General features: G+C 48.8%; 10 protein-coding genes and 2 riboswitches. Of the genes, 7 read left to right on the top strand and 3 right to left on the bottom strand.

The window, feature by feature from the left end; all coding sequences use genetic code 11:
- Nucleotides 1-20: 20 nt before the first annotated feature.
- Nucleotides 21-105, bottom strand: a riboswitch (cyclic di-GMP riboswitch).
- A gap of 160 nt (nucleotides 106-265) precedes the next feature.
- The 3 genes from K7P76_RS24420 to K7P76_RS24410 form a co-directional block, all read right to left on the bottom strand.
- Nucleotides 266-442: a hypothetical protein gene (locus K7P76_RS24420; protein ID WP_232188085.1), complete on the bottom strand. Its 177-nt coding sequence runs from the start codon at nucleotides 440-442 to the stop codon at nucleotides 266-268.
- A gap of 72 nt (nucleotides 443-514) precedes the next feature.
- Nucleotides 515-603, bottom strand: a riboswitch (cyclic di-GMP riboswitch).
- A 396-nt stretch (nucleotides 604-999) separates the two neighbouring features.
- Entirely contained in the window at nucleotides 1,000-2,076 is a 1,077-nt protein-coding gene (locus tag K7P76_RS24415) for a phosphodiester glycosidase family protein (protein WP_232188083.1), read from the bottom strand.
- Complete coding sequence (locus tag K7P76_RS24410) at nucleotides 2,073-2,504, bottom strand: hypothetical protein (RefSeq protein WP_232188075.1); 432 nt, start codon at nucleotides 2,502-2,504, stop codon at nucleotides 2,073-2,075. The genes K7P76_RS24415 and K7P76_RS24410 overlap by 4 nt, the downstream gene beginning before the upstream one ends.
- A 245-nt stretch (nucleotides 2,505-2,749) precedes the next feature.
- On the opposite strand from K7P76_RS24410, the gene K7P76_RS24405 reads away from it, so the two are divergent.
- The 7 genes from K7P76_RS24405 to K7P76_RS24375 all read left to right on the top strand — a co-directional run bounded on the left by K7P76_RS24405 (nucleotide 2,750) and on the right by K7P76_RS24375 (nucleotide 16,705).
- Nucleotides 2,750-4,510 (top strand): sensor histidine kinase, encoded by a 1,761-nt coding sequence (locus tag K7P76_RS24405; protein WP_232188073.1) that lies wholly within the window; start codon nucleotides 2,750-2,752, stop codon nucleotides 4,508-4,510.
- Nucleotides 4,511-4,516: 6 nt separating this feature from the next.
- Nucleotides 4,517-6,175, top strand: coding sequence for a response regulator transcription factor (locus tag K7P76_RS24400; RefSeq protein ID WP_232188066.1), 1,659 nt, complete (start codon nucleotides 4,517-4,519; stop codon nucleotides 6,173-6,175).
- 95 nt (nucleotides 6,176-6,270) lie between these two features.
- Nucleotides 6,271-7,995, top strand: a complete 1,725-nt coding sequence (locus K7P76_RS24395) for an extracellular solute-binding protein (RefSeq protein WP_232188064.1) — start codon at nucleotides 6,271-6,273, stop codon at nucleotides 7,993-7,995.
- Between the two features lie 94 nt (nucleotides 7,996-8,089).
- The gene (locus K7P76_RS24390; protein WP_232188347.1) at nucleotides 8,090-8,971 is read left to right on the top strand and encodes an ABC transporter permease; all 882 of its coding nucleotides are present in this window, start codon (nucleotides 8,090-8,092) and stop codon (nucleotides 8,969-8,971) included.
- An 18-nt stretch (nucleotides 8,972-8,989) separates the two neighbouring features.
- Entirely contained in the window at nucleotides 8,990-9,874 is an 885-nt protein-coding gene (locus K7P76_RS24385; RefSeq protein WP_232188061.1) for a carbohydrate ABC transporter permease, read from the top strand.
- A gap of 36 nt (nucleotides 9,875-9,910) precedes the next feature.
- A complete protein-coding gene (locus K7P76_RS24380; protein WP_232188059.1) occupies nucleotides 9,911-11,167 on the top strand; it encodes a Gfo/Idh/MocA family protein in 1,257 nt (418 codons plus the stop codon).
- Nucleotides 11,168-11,512: 345 nt separating this feature from the next.
- Nucleotides 11,513-16,705, top strand: a complete 5,193-nt coding sequence (locus K7P76_RS24375) for a metallophosphoesterase (protein ID WP_232188057.1) — start codon at nucleotides 11,513-11,515, stop codon at nucleotides 16,703-16,705.
- Nucleotides 16,706-16,738 lie beyond the last annotated feature (33 nt).

Here is a 16,738-nt window from a genome sequence, read left to right as displayed (position 1 = left end):
TTTCTGGAAAGAACGACAATTTCGGCAACCCGGCTGCCTTAGACGGAAATCTTTAGGCCCGTAGTTTTGCGCCCCAATCTTTCAAATGGTTTGCGATTATCCAACTGAATGTACCCGCCGAAAGGACTAGTTTCGATCCTTTATACCTACTCTATTCGATTCGCCATATAACGACAGATTCCTACAAAACATATGTTCCTTTTTACAGAATTATGTAGGAAAGCCGCTCTATCCCTCTTTCGGATGAGCGGCTTGTCCAAAAATTTTAATGATAGGTACGAACAATGGATGTGTAGATAATTTCCAAAGACTGAATAAGTTCTTTTAATTCGTTTGAATCCAGGCCCATCACGATGTCTTTGGCTAGTTGTTCAACCCAGTAATCGGGTGGCTCATTTCCTTCGGAATAGGAAATGGAATCCGAGATTTTAAGCAGCGGCATTATTGTCCCCCTGATCGATTCGAATTGACAGCAAATAATCGCGTCATGATCAAATAGGGTTTGAAATCACCCTTTGGTAGCTTGGCGATCCTAGTTCTTCGCAGAACCTTAGACCCATCGCTTTGCGTCCTTGCCTTTCAGCAAGTCTGCCTTTGTCAGTGAGTAGAGATAGTCGGCTGTACATTTAACATAACAGGGTTAATCTCTTGTAGTCAATAAGGACCAATTCATTTGAACTATAAAACGACAATAATTAGGTCTTTATGACTACTAATTGTGCCGAAAGAAGGTCAGTCTGAGTGGTCTAGCGACGCATCGGCCTCCGTAACGATCAATAAAGCCGCTACAGCCCCCGTTACTAAGGTAAGTTGTGCTGTAACGGCCAATTTGATCGTTTCAATGCTCAAAATGTCTCTATTGATATTCGTTTGTCCTCCGTAACGGCCTTTTACACCTTTTCGACAAATATGAAACACGCAAAGAAGCGGCGAGGGGCAGGAATAAACCCGCCCTCTGCCCAATCAACTTCATGGAGAATTTGGGTCTTTATTGGCTGTTTACTTGAAAAACAAAAAATTCGTAGGAAGCTTGCGAAGCTGGCCATCGGAAGGATTGTTGATCACGCGTCCGTTGAACACGAGCGACGTTGAGCCGCCGCCGTCCAGGTTGTATGCGTCTAGGGCGCCGTAACGTTGCAGCAAAATCTGCATTTCGGCCAAAGTTGCGCCGGAGCTGCCTTTCTCGTTGTAACCGTCGGCGACAAGGAACAGCAATTGGTCATCCTTGTAGCTGGCGATAACCGTTCGCGGCGCTCGCTTCGGGCTGTTTTGCCATTTGGCGGGAATCGCCGTCTTCTGACCATTCTTCAGAAGCACCGGCACGAAGGATGCCCCGAACTTAGGGCCAAGCGCGTCCAATTGCTCCTTGCTTGAGAATTGGCCTCCGACGAGCTTGTTGTCGCCGTTAAGCCCAACGAAGAACAAATCCTTATAGGTAGCCTCAAAACCCCCTATGTACTTCCTGTTAACTACGGTTGTACTGAGCGGATACCGTTTGCCGCCGCTATCCGCGAACCCTCCGGCATTGACTCCAACGGCAGCTTTATACCGATTAACCGCGGCAAGAGTTGTCTCGGCTCCGCCGTGCTTATCATTGCCAAGTACGAGTTTCACCGCATCTTCCTTCTTTAGCTTGATCTTCAAGGCATAGCTTCGGAAGTTCTGCGTTCCCAAGTAGAACAGTTGAGCTTGAAGCTTGTCCGAGCGTATCGTGGCAGCCGGGCTTCCCAGCTTGCTGGTAATTCGTCTATCGTAAATTTGATAAGGTCGTGCGGCTTGAGTCGAAGCAAGAGATGCAATCTTCTTCATATCTGCATTCGTTTGATTATACAGCTTCAGTTGCTTCTGTATGGATTTGCCGGTTCCCTTGGCAATCGCTTGGGCTTGTCCAAGCCCCTCTAATGCTTTGGCGCTTGCCGCACTCTGGTTTACCGATTCGACGGTTCGCTGCGGAAACGAGTTTTCCGGCAGTTCGACCCGAATATTCGCGGCGAGCAGCCAAATCATCATCCCAAGAAACGGGGAGCAGGCCAGGAGGATCGTCCGATTGACATAACGAATCGTTGGCGCGCTCATTTAAGCACGTCCAACGTTTTTTTCAGCTCGCTGAGCTGTTTCTTCACTTCAGCCAGCTGCGTATACAGCTTGTTGCTATTGTCCATCTTACTGTCGGCATTGTCCTTCGTGAACGTAAGCAATTCGTTCAAAGCTTGGATTTTACCCTCCATCCGGGTAAGCTGCTCCTTGTAGCCATTTTCCAGCTTCGTCAATCGGCTGTCGTAATCCTGTTGCATGACGGAGATTTGGCTGGCCGTTTGGCGCTCCAAATCCGCGGACACCTGACTTTGAATGCGGTCGGAATAGGCTTTGGCGCCTGCAACTCCGGCTCCAATTAGTACAATCCATACAATGAAATAAAGGATAAGAGCGCTTCTTGTTTTTTTCCTGGGAGGCGTCTTCGGGTAAGTGTCGGGGTAAACGTCTTCAATCGCGGATTGTCTCATTTTTTGTTCTTTTACACCTCTCTTGTTGTCTTCGTATAACCGGACTTCAGAATGACTTGACCTACTATGAACGAAAAAAGGCTGGAAAAGTTGCGGATGTCATGGGATTGTAACATACAAGTGTTAAAACTAGGCAGCTAATCGCACAAAGGATATCAATCCAGTCAGGTCGAATAGTTAATGCTTAAAATCCAAGCCCCTATTGTGATGGCATCGTCAGGGTAATCGGTATGAGGAGGAAGGGTATGGGGAGACTCGCGGCGCTTTCCAAATTGCATGTCTATCAAAAGGTTATTATCGTATTCGTGGCGATGATAGCTCCTGTTTACTTGATCAATTTATGGATGAATATGATGGGTCTGTCGTTCATTAAAGAGGACGTTTCGAATTCGATCAAATCCAACGTCAAATTTTATTCGAAGCAGTTGGATGATCAGATCGTGTTCATCCGCAACCTGCAGCTGCAGTTCTTAAACGACGTCGAATTGCAAAAGCTCAGCTTTCTGGGGAAGAGGATCGACGGCTTCGAGGAAATGCAGCTGGTTAACCGGGTTAGAGACAGGTTGTCGACGATATTAAACTCCAGCAACTATGTGATGAACGTCGGCGTATACTTGAAGTCTTACGGCAGGACGATTTCCACCCAACACGGCATCGTCAAGCTGCCGAATCAGGAGCACAACTTGATCGCGACGTATTTGGAAAATCAACCGGTCTCTTTTCCGTATTTCCATAACGACAAGCTGTATTTTATCGAAACGGCCAACAATTCTACTATCGTCGTCTATCTGGAAGTATCCGTCAACAAAATGAAAGACACTTTAAGCCAGCTTGTTCAATACTACAACGATTCGGGGGCAATGCTGGCCGATGAACGGTTCCACCGCACGATCACCTTAAAGATTGATGACGAGGTAGCGGTACGTATTCAGGAAGGTATTTTACGGCTTCCGCCTGCAAAGTCTTACGACAGCTTCCTGCTGAAAGTCGATGACCGGGGCAGCTATAGAATTACGTACGACGGTATCAATTCGCTAGGATTAACGCTTTATACGTATGTAAACGAAAATGAAATTACCGGCCCGTTAAAACAATTCAACATTTGGTTCATTATTCTTTCTATTGCGTCCATCTTCGTCATCATCGTGTTTGCATTTTCGGTCAATTGGATGATTCACAAACCGCTTAAGAAGCTCATATCGGCGTTTAAAATACTGGAAACGGATAACTTGAACGTGTCGATCCGTCCGAAAGGCGGCAACGAGTTCAGTTATTTATACCGCAGCTTCGACCGGATGGTCGAAAAGATGAGGCAATCGATCCAAGAAAATTACGAGCAAAAAATCGCTCTGCAGCATTCGGAGCTGAAGCAGCTGCAATCGCAAATCAACCCGCACTTTCTGTACAACAGCTTTTTCAACATTTACATGATCAGCAAAAGCGGCGATATCGACAACGCCACCTTGCTGGCGCAAAAACTCGGCAGCTATTATCAATTCATTACGCGCAGCGGAAAGGACGAGGTGCCGCTCGATCAAGAATATCGCCATGCGCTCGATTATTGCGAGATTCAGAGCATCCGCTTCTCGAACCGGATCCATGTCGAGGCCGAACCGCTGCAGGAGTGGTGCAAGTCGTTAATGGTTCCGCGTCTGATCATCCAGCCTGTAGTCGAAAATGCCTTCGAGCACGCATTTGAGCAAACTTACGAAAACGGGGCGCGGCACCGCAATGTACGGTTATCGGTCGCATTCGGCGGCGGGGGCGAAGACGTGCTTCGCATTACGGTGGAGGACAACGGGAACGCGTTAACCGACGAATCTCTGGAAGCGCTAAGGAAGCAGCTTGACGATGCATCGAACGCGCCCGAGAAGACGGGATTGATCAACGTTTGCCGGAGAATCCGGTTAAAGTTCGGGCCTGGCAGCGGAGTGTTCGTTTCCCGCGGAGCTTCGGGCGGGCTGAAAGCGGACATTGTCATCGATTATTTACGTCATGGAGGCTGAGAGCGAATGTACAGGTTATTGATCGTGGACGACGAACCGGCTATTGTCGACGGATTGGTGCAGCATTTTCAAGAATTGGAAGACATCGAATTGGACGTTTGCAAAGCGTATTCCGCAATCGAAGCGCTGGCTATAGTCAAAAAGACGAAGATCGATCTCGTCATCAGCGACATTCGAATGCCGGGCAAAAGCGGCCTGCAATTGGCGGACGACGTTTTGTATTATTGGCCTGCCTGCAGGATCATCTTGTTGACCGGTTACAGCGAGTTCGATTACGTCTATTCGGCTATTCAAAAAAACGTGGACAATTACATCTTAAAAACCGAAGGCATGGAAGCGATTGTCGGTGCGATTAAAGCGGCGGTAAGCAAGCTCGACGAGGAAACCCGCAATAAAGACATGTTAGAGCTGGCTAAACGGCAAATGGCGGCGGCCGAACCGCTGCTGAAAAAACAATATTTCGAAGCGCTGTTGCTCGGTGAAAAAGCGTCGGATATCCGGCATTCGGCCTATTTTGCCGATCTTGCTATCGACATGGACGATGAGCGGCCGCTCCTGATCGTAGTCGGCAAGGCGGACCGAAGCGCTCGCGATGAGACGTATACGGAGAAGCTTGATCTGTACGATTCGATCCAGGACGTATTTGCCCGTCAACTTCATTCTCTGTTTGCCGTCGAACAAGCGGTTCACGACCATTCGTTGCTCGTCTGGTTTGTTCAGCCTGCAGCGGATACGGATAAATTCGCGAGTACAGACGGAGGCACGGATTGGCGCGGCATCACGACCTATTTGAAAGGAATGCTCGAGCCGGTGCAAAACATATGCCGCAGCGTTCTCGGCGTAGAAGTATCGTTTGCCTTGTGCCGCAGCGAAGTCGAATGGGACGGAATAGGCAAAGAGTACGAGCTGCTGAAATCGGCATTGAAACAGCATGCGGTGTTCGGGCAGCCGATGGCCGTTATTGATCTTGGGTTGCCCGACGGTTTGTTTAAACCGGAGGCTGCTAAGCCAGCGGCGGATGCAAGCCAGTTCAACAAGAAGCTGGGGGAACTGACGAGAAGCTTGGAAAAGGGCGATGAGGCGAACGCCGATCAATTGGCTAAAGTGCTGCTGTCCGAGATCAAAAACGACCTTGCCGCCAATTATTTGCTCGGGATGGAGCGGTATTATCATTTTCTGCTGGCCTTTATCGGACAGATGAACGATGTTCTACCCGCCGGATTGCCGGTTATGGATTTGCCGATTCAATGGGGGGCGGCTGAAAGCCAATTTGCCGGACTTGTGCAGACGATTTGCAACCAGCAAAAAGCGCAGGTGGAAAAGGGAGAGAACATGCTTGTCGAGCGAATCCACCAGTTTATCGAACATAATATGGGCGGCGACTTGTCGCTTGCGCGAATCGCGGAAGCCGTCTATTTTAACCCCTCTTACTTGTCCCGTTTCTATAAACAGCTGACCGGCCGCAATTTATCCGATTATATGAATACGGCGAAATCCGAAGCGGCGCAAAGCATGCTCGCGGAAACGCAGCTGAAGGTAAACGAAGTGGCGCTTCGGCTCGGCTTCGAGTCGCCCTCATATTTCACCGCCTTTTTCCGCAAAATGACCGGAAGCACGCCGCAGGAATACCGCGATAGGAGAAGTAAACAAAACAGAAGCATGTAAAGATGTTTATATTGTTGCGGAAGTCCCCCGGCCTCTATGATAAATATGTAAAGTGCTTACACCGAAGAATACATCAAATTAATGGGGGAGAACGTATGAGGAAAAAGTGGGCAAGTTTCGTTCTGGTCATTGCATTTATCATGGCATTCTCGGTACTCTCGGCTTGTGGAAGCAATGATGAAAAATCGTCCGATCAGCCAAAGCAAGAAAGTACGGCATCTGCGGACGGTACCGGCAAATCGGACGAGACGCCAAGTGCGACGACAGAAGCGGCCGATCCGTTCGGCAAATACGCGGAAACGCTGACGGTCAAGGAAGTGCTTGGATACGGACCTCCGGAAGATCCGAAGACACCGTCCGGCCTTACCCCGGATCAAAACGCGTATATTAAAGATTTGAAAGACAAATTGAACATCGACCTGAAATATATGTGGACGGTGCCTTCCGACCAGTACGAGCAGAAGTTCTCGCTCACCGTCGCCTCCGGCGATTTGCCGGATATCATGGACGTCGATATCCGCAACTTCGAGAAGTTCAAATCGCAAGGCGTATTGGCCGATTTGACCGAGGCATACGAGAAATACGCGTCCCCGACATTGCGGAAGTTTATGGAGTCCGATGGCGGGCAAGCGATGAAATCGTTGTCGCAGGACGGCAAACTGTACGGGATTCCAGGCTTCGAGGAACCGTTCCTGTCGACGCAAATTATGTGGATTCGCTCCGATTGGTTAAAAAACGTCAACATGGAAGCGCCGAAAACGATCGACGAATTAGAGAAAGTGGCCGAAGCGTTCACGAGCGGCGACCCGGACAAAAACGGCAAAAAAGACACCTACGGACTCGCGATCTCGAAAGCGATCATCTCATGGGGCTTCGATACGCGCGGCTTATTTAACGGCCATAACTCGTATCCGGGCGGGTGGATTAAAGGCAGCGACGGCAAACTGGCAGCGGGCGAAATTCAACCGGAAACCAAAACCGCGCTGGAACGGCTGCAGGGCTGGTACAAAAAAGGGATTCTCGACAAAGAATTCGCGTTGAAGGACGACAACAAAGTCGTTGAAGATATCGTTGGCAGTAAGGTCGGGATCGTTTACGGCGAATGGTGGTATTCGAACTGGCCGCTTAACCTGAACCGCGACAAAGATGCGAACGCCGACTGGATTGCAGTGCAGATTCCCGGGATTGACGGCAAGCCGGGCAAATCGCTTGTCCCAAGGGTGCGGATGGGTCACATCGTGACCGTGAACAGCAAGTTCAGCAATCCGGAAGCGGCGATCAAAATGATTAACTTCTATATCGATAAGAATTCGAAAGCGTATTACGACACGAATAAACCGGAGAACGGCTATGTTTATAACTGGTTCGTGCCGAGAATTTACAATCCTGTGGAAATGGAAACGATCTACACAGAAGTAAACAAAGCTTTGGAAAGCAAACAGGATCAAGTCAGCGAAGACGTGCCTTATTTCATCAACGTTCAAAAACCGCTGGATGCGGCGAAAAAGTTTCTGGCCGGCGACAAAAGCGGTTGGGGTCTATACATGAGCCGCGTATCACCGGATGGCGGCTGGGGCGTGACACGCAAAATCCGCGACAATAAGGATTATGTATATAACGAGTTTTATGGTACGGCAACGGAAACGATGGTGGAAAAGGGAGCGCAGCTTGACAAGATGCTCGGCGAAACGTTTACGAAAATCGTCATGGGCGCGCCGATCAGCGAGTTCGATAAGTTCGTAGACAGCTGGAAGGCGCTTGGCGGAGACGATATTACGAACGAAGTTAACGATTGGTATCAAAAGAATGCAGTGAAGTAATGAAGAGGGGGAGAGGTTCGATTGGCGGCCCTCTCCCGTTTTTTATCTTAGGAGGTTGCTCATCGTGAAAGGCAACGCGATCCAAAGGCGGAAAATGAGATGGGAATTTCCGTTTCATATGATGTTATTGCCGGGTGTGCTCGTGACGCTGGTTTACGCATACGGACCGATGTTCGGGATCGTCATGGCTTTTCAAAAGTTCGACCCGGTGCTTAGTTTCTGGAAATCGAAATTCGTCGGATGGAAAAACTTCCGTTATATATTTCACCTGCCCGAATTTAACCAAGTGTTATGGAATACGGTGCTCATCTCCGTGTTGAAAATCGGGTTCGGGCTGCTGGTGCCGCTTTTATTGGCGCTGCTGTTAAATGAGTTAACGAAAAACGGGTTAAAGCGGATCGTCCAAACGAGCATATTTTTGCCTTTCTTTCTCTCATGGACAGTGCTTGGCGGCGTACTTCTTGAACTATTTATGTTGAAAGGGCCGATAAATTCGCTGCTATCCGGAGTCGGCGTCGAGCCGATTATGTTTATGGGCGATGGTAACTGGTTTCGGGCGATCATCGTCGGCTCCGACGTCTGGAAAGGGATGGGCTACAACATGATCATTTTCCTGGCGGCGATTGTCGGCATCAATTCGAGTTTATACGAAGCCGCCGAAGTCGACGGAGCGGGGAAATGGAAGCAAATGATCCATATTACGCTGCCGGGAATGGCGCCGATCATCATTTTGATGGCCACGCTAAGTCTTGGCAACATCTTAAATGCGGGTTTCGATCAAATTCTGATCCTATACAATCCGATCGTGTACGAGCATGCGGACGTTATCGATACGTTTGTGTACAGGCTCGGTATTTTCAGCCAGCAATACGCGCCGGCGGCGGCTATCGGTTTGTTTAAATCGGCGATTTCGTTAGGGTTGGTCGGATTCTCCTATTTTCTTGCATACCGGTTCAGCAATTACCGGATTTTCTAAACGGCTGGAGGAGCGAACGTGGTTTACAAAGCATCGCTGGGCAGAAAAGTATTTACTTTCGTGAATGTGCTGTTTTTGGTCGCGATAACGCTGCTGGGCATATTGCCGTTCGTCCATTTGCTGTCGGTCAGCTTAAGCTCGAACGTGGCGGCAATGGCGGCGGAAGTGAAGCTGTGGCCGGTAGGATTTACGTTCGAAGCTTATCATTATTTGGGAAAAAAGGTGGAATTTCTTCGTTCGCTGGGGGTGTCCGTGGAGCGGGTCGTGCTCGGTACGATCATAAACATGGTGTTGACCGTCCTTGCAGCGTATCCGCTGTCCAAGAGTAACGAGCAGTTTCGTTTTCGTACCTTATACGTCTGGTTTTTCGCGATTACGATGTTTTTCGGCGGCGGGTTGATTCCGACGTACATCGTCATTAAGGAAACTGCCTTGTTGAATTCGATATGGGCGCTCATATTGCCAGGCGCTTTAAACGTATGGAATATGGTCATGCTGCTCAATTTTTTCCGGAACATCCCGAAAGATATGGAAGAAGCGGCAACGATCGACGGCGCAAGCCAGTGGTCGATATTATGGAGAATCTATTTGCCGGTATCTTTGCCGGCGCTCGCCACCATCTTGTTGTTTATGATGGTCGGTCATTGGAACTCGTGGTTTGACGGCATTCTGTATATGAACTCTCCGGAAAAATATCCGTTGCAAAGCTATCTTTCAACGCTCGTCACTTCGATCAACAAAAAGGCGATTTCGCTCGACGATTTGAATGCATTGGAGAACGTCAGCGAGAAAACGCTGCGTACGGCGCAAATCTTTCTCGGCGCGCTGCCGATTATGCTCGTATATCCGTTTTTGCAAAAATACTTTATTAAAGGGATTACCGTCGGCAGCGTAAAAGAATAGACAAGGTTGTCATTTGGGATAGGAGTTGAGAGCTGCATGGGTAAAGTAAAGGTGGCGTTAATCGGCGCAGGCTTGCGCGGACAAAATTACGTCGAGTACGCCATTGAACATCCGGACGACATACAGCTTGTGGCGGTGGCTGATCCGAACGGTGACAGACTGGAGAAAATAAAGCAGCGTCACGGTGTGGCCGATGCTAATTGTTTTGCCGATTGGCGTGATTTGCTGGCTCAGCCGAAGCTGGCCGACGCTGTGCTTATTTGCACGCAGGACAAAATGCACTTCGAACCGACGATGCGGGCGCTCGATGCCGGGTATCATGTACTGCTCGAGAAGCCGATGTCGCCCGATCCGCATGAATGTATCGAAATGGAGAAGAAAGCTCGGCAGACGGGGCTTTCCTTGACGATCTGCCACGTGCTGCGCTATACGAATTTCTTTGGGACGATCAAGCGGCTATTGGATGAAGGCGCCATCGGTCAATTGATGTCAATCCAGCATAACGAGAACGTCGCCTATTGGCATCAAGCGCATAGTTTCGTGCGGGGCAATTGGCGCAATACGGCGGAATCGAGCCCGATGATTCTGGCGAAGTCATGTCATGACATGGATATTTTGCTATGGCTCGCCGGTGCGGATTGCGTGCGGTTGTCCTCGTTCGGCACGCTGTCGCATTTTACGGCTGCTAACGCTCCGGTTGGAGCGCCGAAGCGGTGCACGGACGGCTGTCCGGCTGCTGACGAATGCTTGTATTATGCGCCGAACGTCTATTTGAACGATACGTCCGGTTGGATGGCGTTGGCGATCAGCGATGATCACAGCGATGAGGCGAGGATGAAGGCGTTGAAGGAAGGGCCGTATGGTCGCTGTGTCTACCATTGCGATAACGATGTCGTTGACCATCAGGTCGTCAATATGGAGTTTGCCAATGAAGTGACCGCCGCGTTTACGATGACGGCTTTTACGAAAGAGTGCACCCGAACGATCAAGCTGATGGGGACGAAGGGTGAAATCCGCGGCGCGATGGAGAAAAACGAAATCGAATTGATTCGCTTCGCCGAGTACAAGTCGGAGTTGATTTCTCTAGACATTCCCGGCGGTCATTCGGGTCACGGAGGCGGCGATGAAGGATTGATGCAAGATTTCGTTCGGCTGCTGCAGGATGGCGGTAACGGCAAAGAAGGGCTCACCTCGGCACATACATCGGTGCAGAGCCATTTGATGGCGTTCGCCGCCGAACGGTCAAGGGTAGAAAAAAAGGTGATCGAGATGAAACAATTCGCGGTAGTGTAAATTGCATGCGATAGTCTAGAAATTTAAAACTCGAATGAGTAGGTTGTCCGGGAGATCAGCGATGATCGGAGGGCAACCTTTTTGATATGGAACGAGTCCCCATACGCCCGTAATGCCGATTCGGCATCGAGGCACTAGGCTTTTAGACAGCGCAGCAAACGGAGTTAATCATACGCTTACAAATTTAACGAAAAGTTGACAAGAAGATCGGTTGAAAAATTGGAGACAGAGGAAAATATGCAGAATAACTGAGTTTATCTCGTGATAGAGTGAGTGTGTCCGTACAGCAGGTGCTGTTTCGGGTCAGTCATGATCATTAATCCAAGTGAGAGGGGATTTCTTCAAGTGTACAGAACAACAATAACGTCTAAGCTAACATCGGCAATTTTGGCACTTCTAATCGTTATTTCCGGACTCGCTATACCTAGGAGCGCTATGGCGGCAGCTCCTGCGGCACTTCCGTCGCAAATCGCAATCAGTATAGCCGGAGGCGCACAAGCAGGAAAGTCGGCGATGAGTTTTAATTGGGTAACGGATCCGGCGGTGACCGCTTCGGAAATTATTTACGGTACATCCCCCGATCTGGCTGACGGAGTCAAAAAAAGCGCCGCAATGAGTGCTCCGGTGGCCACAGATATTTTTCCAGAGAATAAGCGGACTGGCTTTAAAGAGATCCATGCCTTTAATGTGGTTATTCAGGATCTTTCGCCTGAAACCAAGTATTATTACAAAGTCGGCAACGCCAGCAGCGGATACAGCGCGATCGCCAGCTTCACCGCTCCTGTGGATCCTGCCGGCAATAAGCCGTTTTCTTTTGTTGTCACTCCCGATACACAAGGGTATTCTGTGAGTACGTTTGACAATACAGCTAAGTTATACGACTATATCAAGGCAAATGAATCGGACTCTGCGTTTCTTCTTCATATGGGTGACATAGTAGAGGACGGGAATGTTTCTGACGAATGGCAGTGGTTTTTCGAAGCAGCTCAAAATCTTTCAAGTACGCTGCCCATCATGGCAACACCGGGTAACCATGACGGTGCATCCTATGACAGAGATTTTGTACAGTATAAATCAAGATTCAACCATACATCTTTACGGAAACCAAGCGGTCTGTCTTCAGTTGCTGCTGGAACCGTATATTCCTTTGATTATGGAGACGCCTTGTTTATTTCTCTTAATTCTTTTGCATCTTCCTCTGACAACGCAATACAGTGGAATTTTGTAGCAAATGAAGCTGCAACAACCTCTAAGAAATGGAAAGTCGTATATTTTCATGTTCCACCGTATGACCCGGGGACAAGTCACTATGCAATCGATAATGTGACAGGAAAAAAACTTACCGATGCAGGCATCGATCTGGTACTCTCCGGTCATGAACATGCCTATGCCAGATCCACTTTAAAGACAACCTCATCTGACGCAGGCACAGGAAGCATTCAAAAAGCAAAATTCGGCGAAGCGCCTACCTATGTCATAGGCGGATCGGTATACAACTATGCTTACAGCCTGGACACCCGCGACACTTCCTGGAACGATTATTTTTATGACCTTCGCATCGACAAAAGCAGTACAGGCGGCGGAGCCATATATTCACCCGGTGTGTACAGCAAGGTTGAGGTTACGAGCAATGCGATCATTTATAAAACGTACTATAAAGCGACAGGCTCTGAAAATCCTTTCCGTGTCATCGATGAATTCACCATTACGAAATCAGGGGATACAATATCGCAGCCGGCAGGCGGCGGTAAAGCGCCTAACTCTGTAACCTTCTTGTTCGACTCCATTAAGCAAGAGGCGGGAAAGTATATTGCGCGCTTTAACTGGGTAACGCCGGTAACAACGAAGTCAACGCAACTCTTTTATGCGAAAAAATCAGACTTTCAAACCAATGGCGGAAAGTTTACAAATGTTGTTGTGGGAACCAATAAAACGGTAGACCTCTCAAGCGCCATTGCAAATGCGAACTATAATAGCGCAGGGACGGCGTACTCCATTGCGCCGATCCAGAGCCATAAGGCGGAGACAGCCGTACTTGAACCGGGTACGGAATATGTATACAGCGTTGGTGACGGTGCAACGAATGTTACAAGCGTAGGTTCACCTGCCAGCTTTAAAACTCCTGCCAGCAATCTCGATACTTTTAATTTTAACTGGGTTACCGACGTACATGCAGCTAGTAACAATAGTGATGGTCATAATGACAAGGCTCTCAATCAAGCATTTGATGATTTCCCGAATGCCTCGTTTATTCTGAGCTCGGGCGACCAGGTCACCTATGGTTTCGACACCTCGGAATGGGATAGTTTTTTTGAGTCAAATGCCGATACGTTTGCACGTGTGCCGCTATATATGGGGACAGGAAATCATGAGTACGACGGTGCAGGCAACAGTTGGGCCCCGAATAGCAGCTGGGACCCGGTGGACCCCACGTTGCAAAACCTTTTGGGACGCTATAATCCGCCTAAAAACGGCGCATCATTTTACGGCGGCGGCGACGGTACGCAAAGAATGGTAGCGGGTATGGACAAAATGCAGTTTGAGTCTAGCAACTACTATTTTGTTTACGGCGACACGCTTTTCTTAATGATGGACTATCAGGACCAGAACAATGCCTCACAAATAAAAGCACAGCAGGATTGGATGAAGTCGGTCGTCAAACAAAACCCGACCAAATGGCGTGTTGCGGTTATACACAAATCTCTTTTCGGATATCGTATGGCAACCCCTGTCGCATCCTGGACAAACACTTTCGATGAAGCGGGAGTCGATGTGGTGCTTATGGGACACGACCATCTCTATGTCCGCACCAAGCTGTATGCGAATGGCGCGAACATTGAGCCGCAGACTTACGGCAATGGAACAACCTATATTACGAACTATTCCGGAAATAACGACAGACGCGGGCCTAATTTCTTAAGTAACAATAGGGACGCTGCAAAAATGGCTTATGTCGATGTAAGAGCAATAGGACCCGGATTTTCGAATATTTCCATTTCACCAACCGAAATCAGAGTGACAAGCAAGGGATATGATGCCAATGGCACATTGGTAAACGGGGATACCAACGCACTAGTCACGAATAAACCGCGTACGCCCAATTTATCGGCATGGAATTATCCCGCGGTCCCGCAGGACGTCAACGAGTTGACGATAACGAATGTTGCCGTTACAGGGATTGCTAAAGAAGGACAAACCCTGAAAGCAGCCGTTACTCCTTCAAGCGCTACCGCTGCATTCAAATGGGAACGCTCGACGGACGGCACGGCGTGGACAGCCATTGAAGGAGCGACAGCATCGCAATATACGATCAAAACGGCGGATGTCGGTTCGTATTTGCGCTCCGTTGCTACGGGAACGGGTTTCTATAACGGAGTCGCAACAAGCACCGCCACAGCCAAAGTCACGCCTCTTGCCGGAAGCGGCACTGCAACCGTAAAAATCGGAACGGCAAGTGAGTTGGCTGCATTTTCGGAAGGGTTTGGCAAATCCGCCTATCCGATTGACGGAAAATACGAGTTGTCGGCGGATATTGATATGAAGGACGTTACATTTGCAGCAATCGGCGGAGGCGCCGCTCCAACTCCATTTTTAGGCACATTCAATGGAAAAGGGTACACGGTACGAAATCTCAAAATTTCGAGCAGCAACAATAGCACAGGCTTCTTCGCCTATATAGGCACGGGCGGCAGAGTCGTAAACGTTAAATTAGCGAATGCGGATATTACCGGCGTCAACAGCACAGGTGCCATCGCAGGAACTTCCATCGGAACGATTGAAAACAGCTATGTAGATGGAAAAGTAACCGGTGTTGGCTATACTGGAGGTATAGTAGGACTGCTCCATGCGGGAACCGTGCGAAATTCCTCCGTATCCGCAGATGTTTATGGAAATACAGTTGGAGGCTTGATTGGAGGTTCAAACTGGAACAATTCAGGTTCTCCTCTTACCCAAAAAGATACGACAACGGGAAAAGTCATTCTTAACAACTATGTGAATGGTACGGTCTCAGGGCTTGTCGGAGGTCAATATTTCGGTGCTGTTATTGGAGATATGGGCGGTTCTTCGGGAAGTCTGCTCCAAACCTTTAATGGCAATGCGGTGTCCAATGCAGTAAACGGGGTTACACCTGGTAAAATAGCAGGCTATTGGTCCGGCAGCAGGCCGATCATTGACACGAACCAAGTCAATTACTATGACAGCGCCAAGTTAAGCACAAGTGGTCTGCCTTCGGGTATCGTCGCTGCTTTCGCAGGAAAGGCGGCCGCCGATTTTGCTGAAAAAGCAACTTTCGAGGCTCTGGGATGGGACTTTACTAACGTTTGGGATTGGGATGCAATGAATAACAAGCCCGTCCCGCGAGTGCTTGATATTGGCGGCGGAGAAGAAGATAATTTCGTAACCATTATTGCTTCGGCAAGTTCGGGCGGGACGATTTCTCCAGACGGATATGCTTTGGTTGAGCGCGGACAGAGTCAAAAGTTCACTTTCACGCCAAACCAATATTTTGAAATCGACACCGTAAAAGTTGACGGAGTGGTAAACACTGCGGCTGCTGCGGCAGGCGAGTATACCTTTAACAATGTTACTGAAGTACACAATATTGACGTCACCTTCAAGCTTTCCGATGCCACTTCCGGCGTTGCTCCAAGCCTTGTCTCAACAAGCGCATATTACAACAAGGCTGTTGAAGCACATATTTGGGTAACGGTAGATTTTGGTCAAGGCGCCTTGGGAATTCAAAAGGAAAACTGGCGGAAAGCGGTAAAAAGCGTGAAGATCATGAAGGACAATGCACTGGTTCTTGATGCCGCTGGCTGCTATTGGTTCCCAAGCACAGGTTACGGCGCACCACCGGAACGGCTTGAAATTGCATATGACGACATAAACAAGCTTCCTGAGTATGGTAAATTAGTTCCAGGGACATATGACCTTGTTATTACCTTTGCAGACTTAAAATCCAGTGTATACACCATCCCTCTGACAGTAGAAGATAGGAAAGTCTCTGCCCTCACTGTAGATGGAGGTACAATTACGGTAGACGGAGCTGCGGTAGACAGTCCTGCACAGATTAAGGAGAACTCGCAAGTTACAGTGACGGCTGCTGTTCCAAACGGACAACGCTTTGTAAAATGGACAGCGACAGGACTTGCAAATGAGAGTTATACAGCAAATCCACTTACATTTGCGATGCCGGCAAGCCAGGTTACTTTGAAGGCTGTGTATGAAATCTTACCAATCAGAAATGCGGATTTGAGAGATCTTACGGTGGACGGCACGAAAGTAAGCGGATTTAGCGCCGACAAGACGAGCTACACGGTGAGTGTGCCGAAAAACCAATCTTCCGTGAGGGTTACGGCAACTGCGGCCGATGCGAAAGCTACTGTTGCAATTGCAGGCGGCGACAAACTAAAAGTAGGAGACAACACCGTAACTGTGACCGTAACGGCACAAGATAAAAAGACGACGAAAGTTTACACGATTATCGTAAAACGTGTTGACAAGGTAGGCGGTGGCAACGGAGGCGCCAACAAGTAAGTTTTATACGATCTTTAACGTCAAGCCCCCGGC

Source organism: Cohnella silvisoli (assembly GCF_021190915.1).
Lineage (GTDB): Bacteria > Bacillota > Bacilli > Paenibacillales > Paenibacillaceae > Cohnella > Cohnella silvisoli.
The sequence above is the reverse complement of the archived record's forward strand: the minus strand, read 5'-3'. Positions and strand labels throughout refer to the sequence as shown.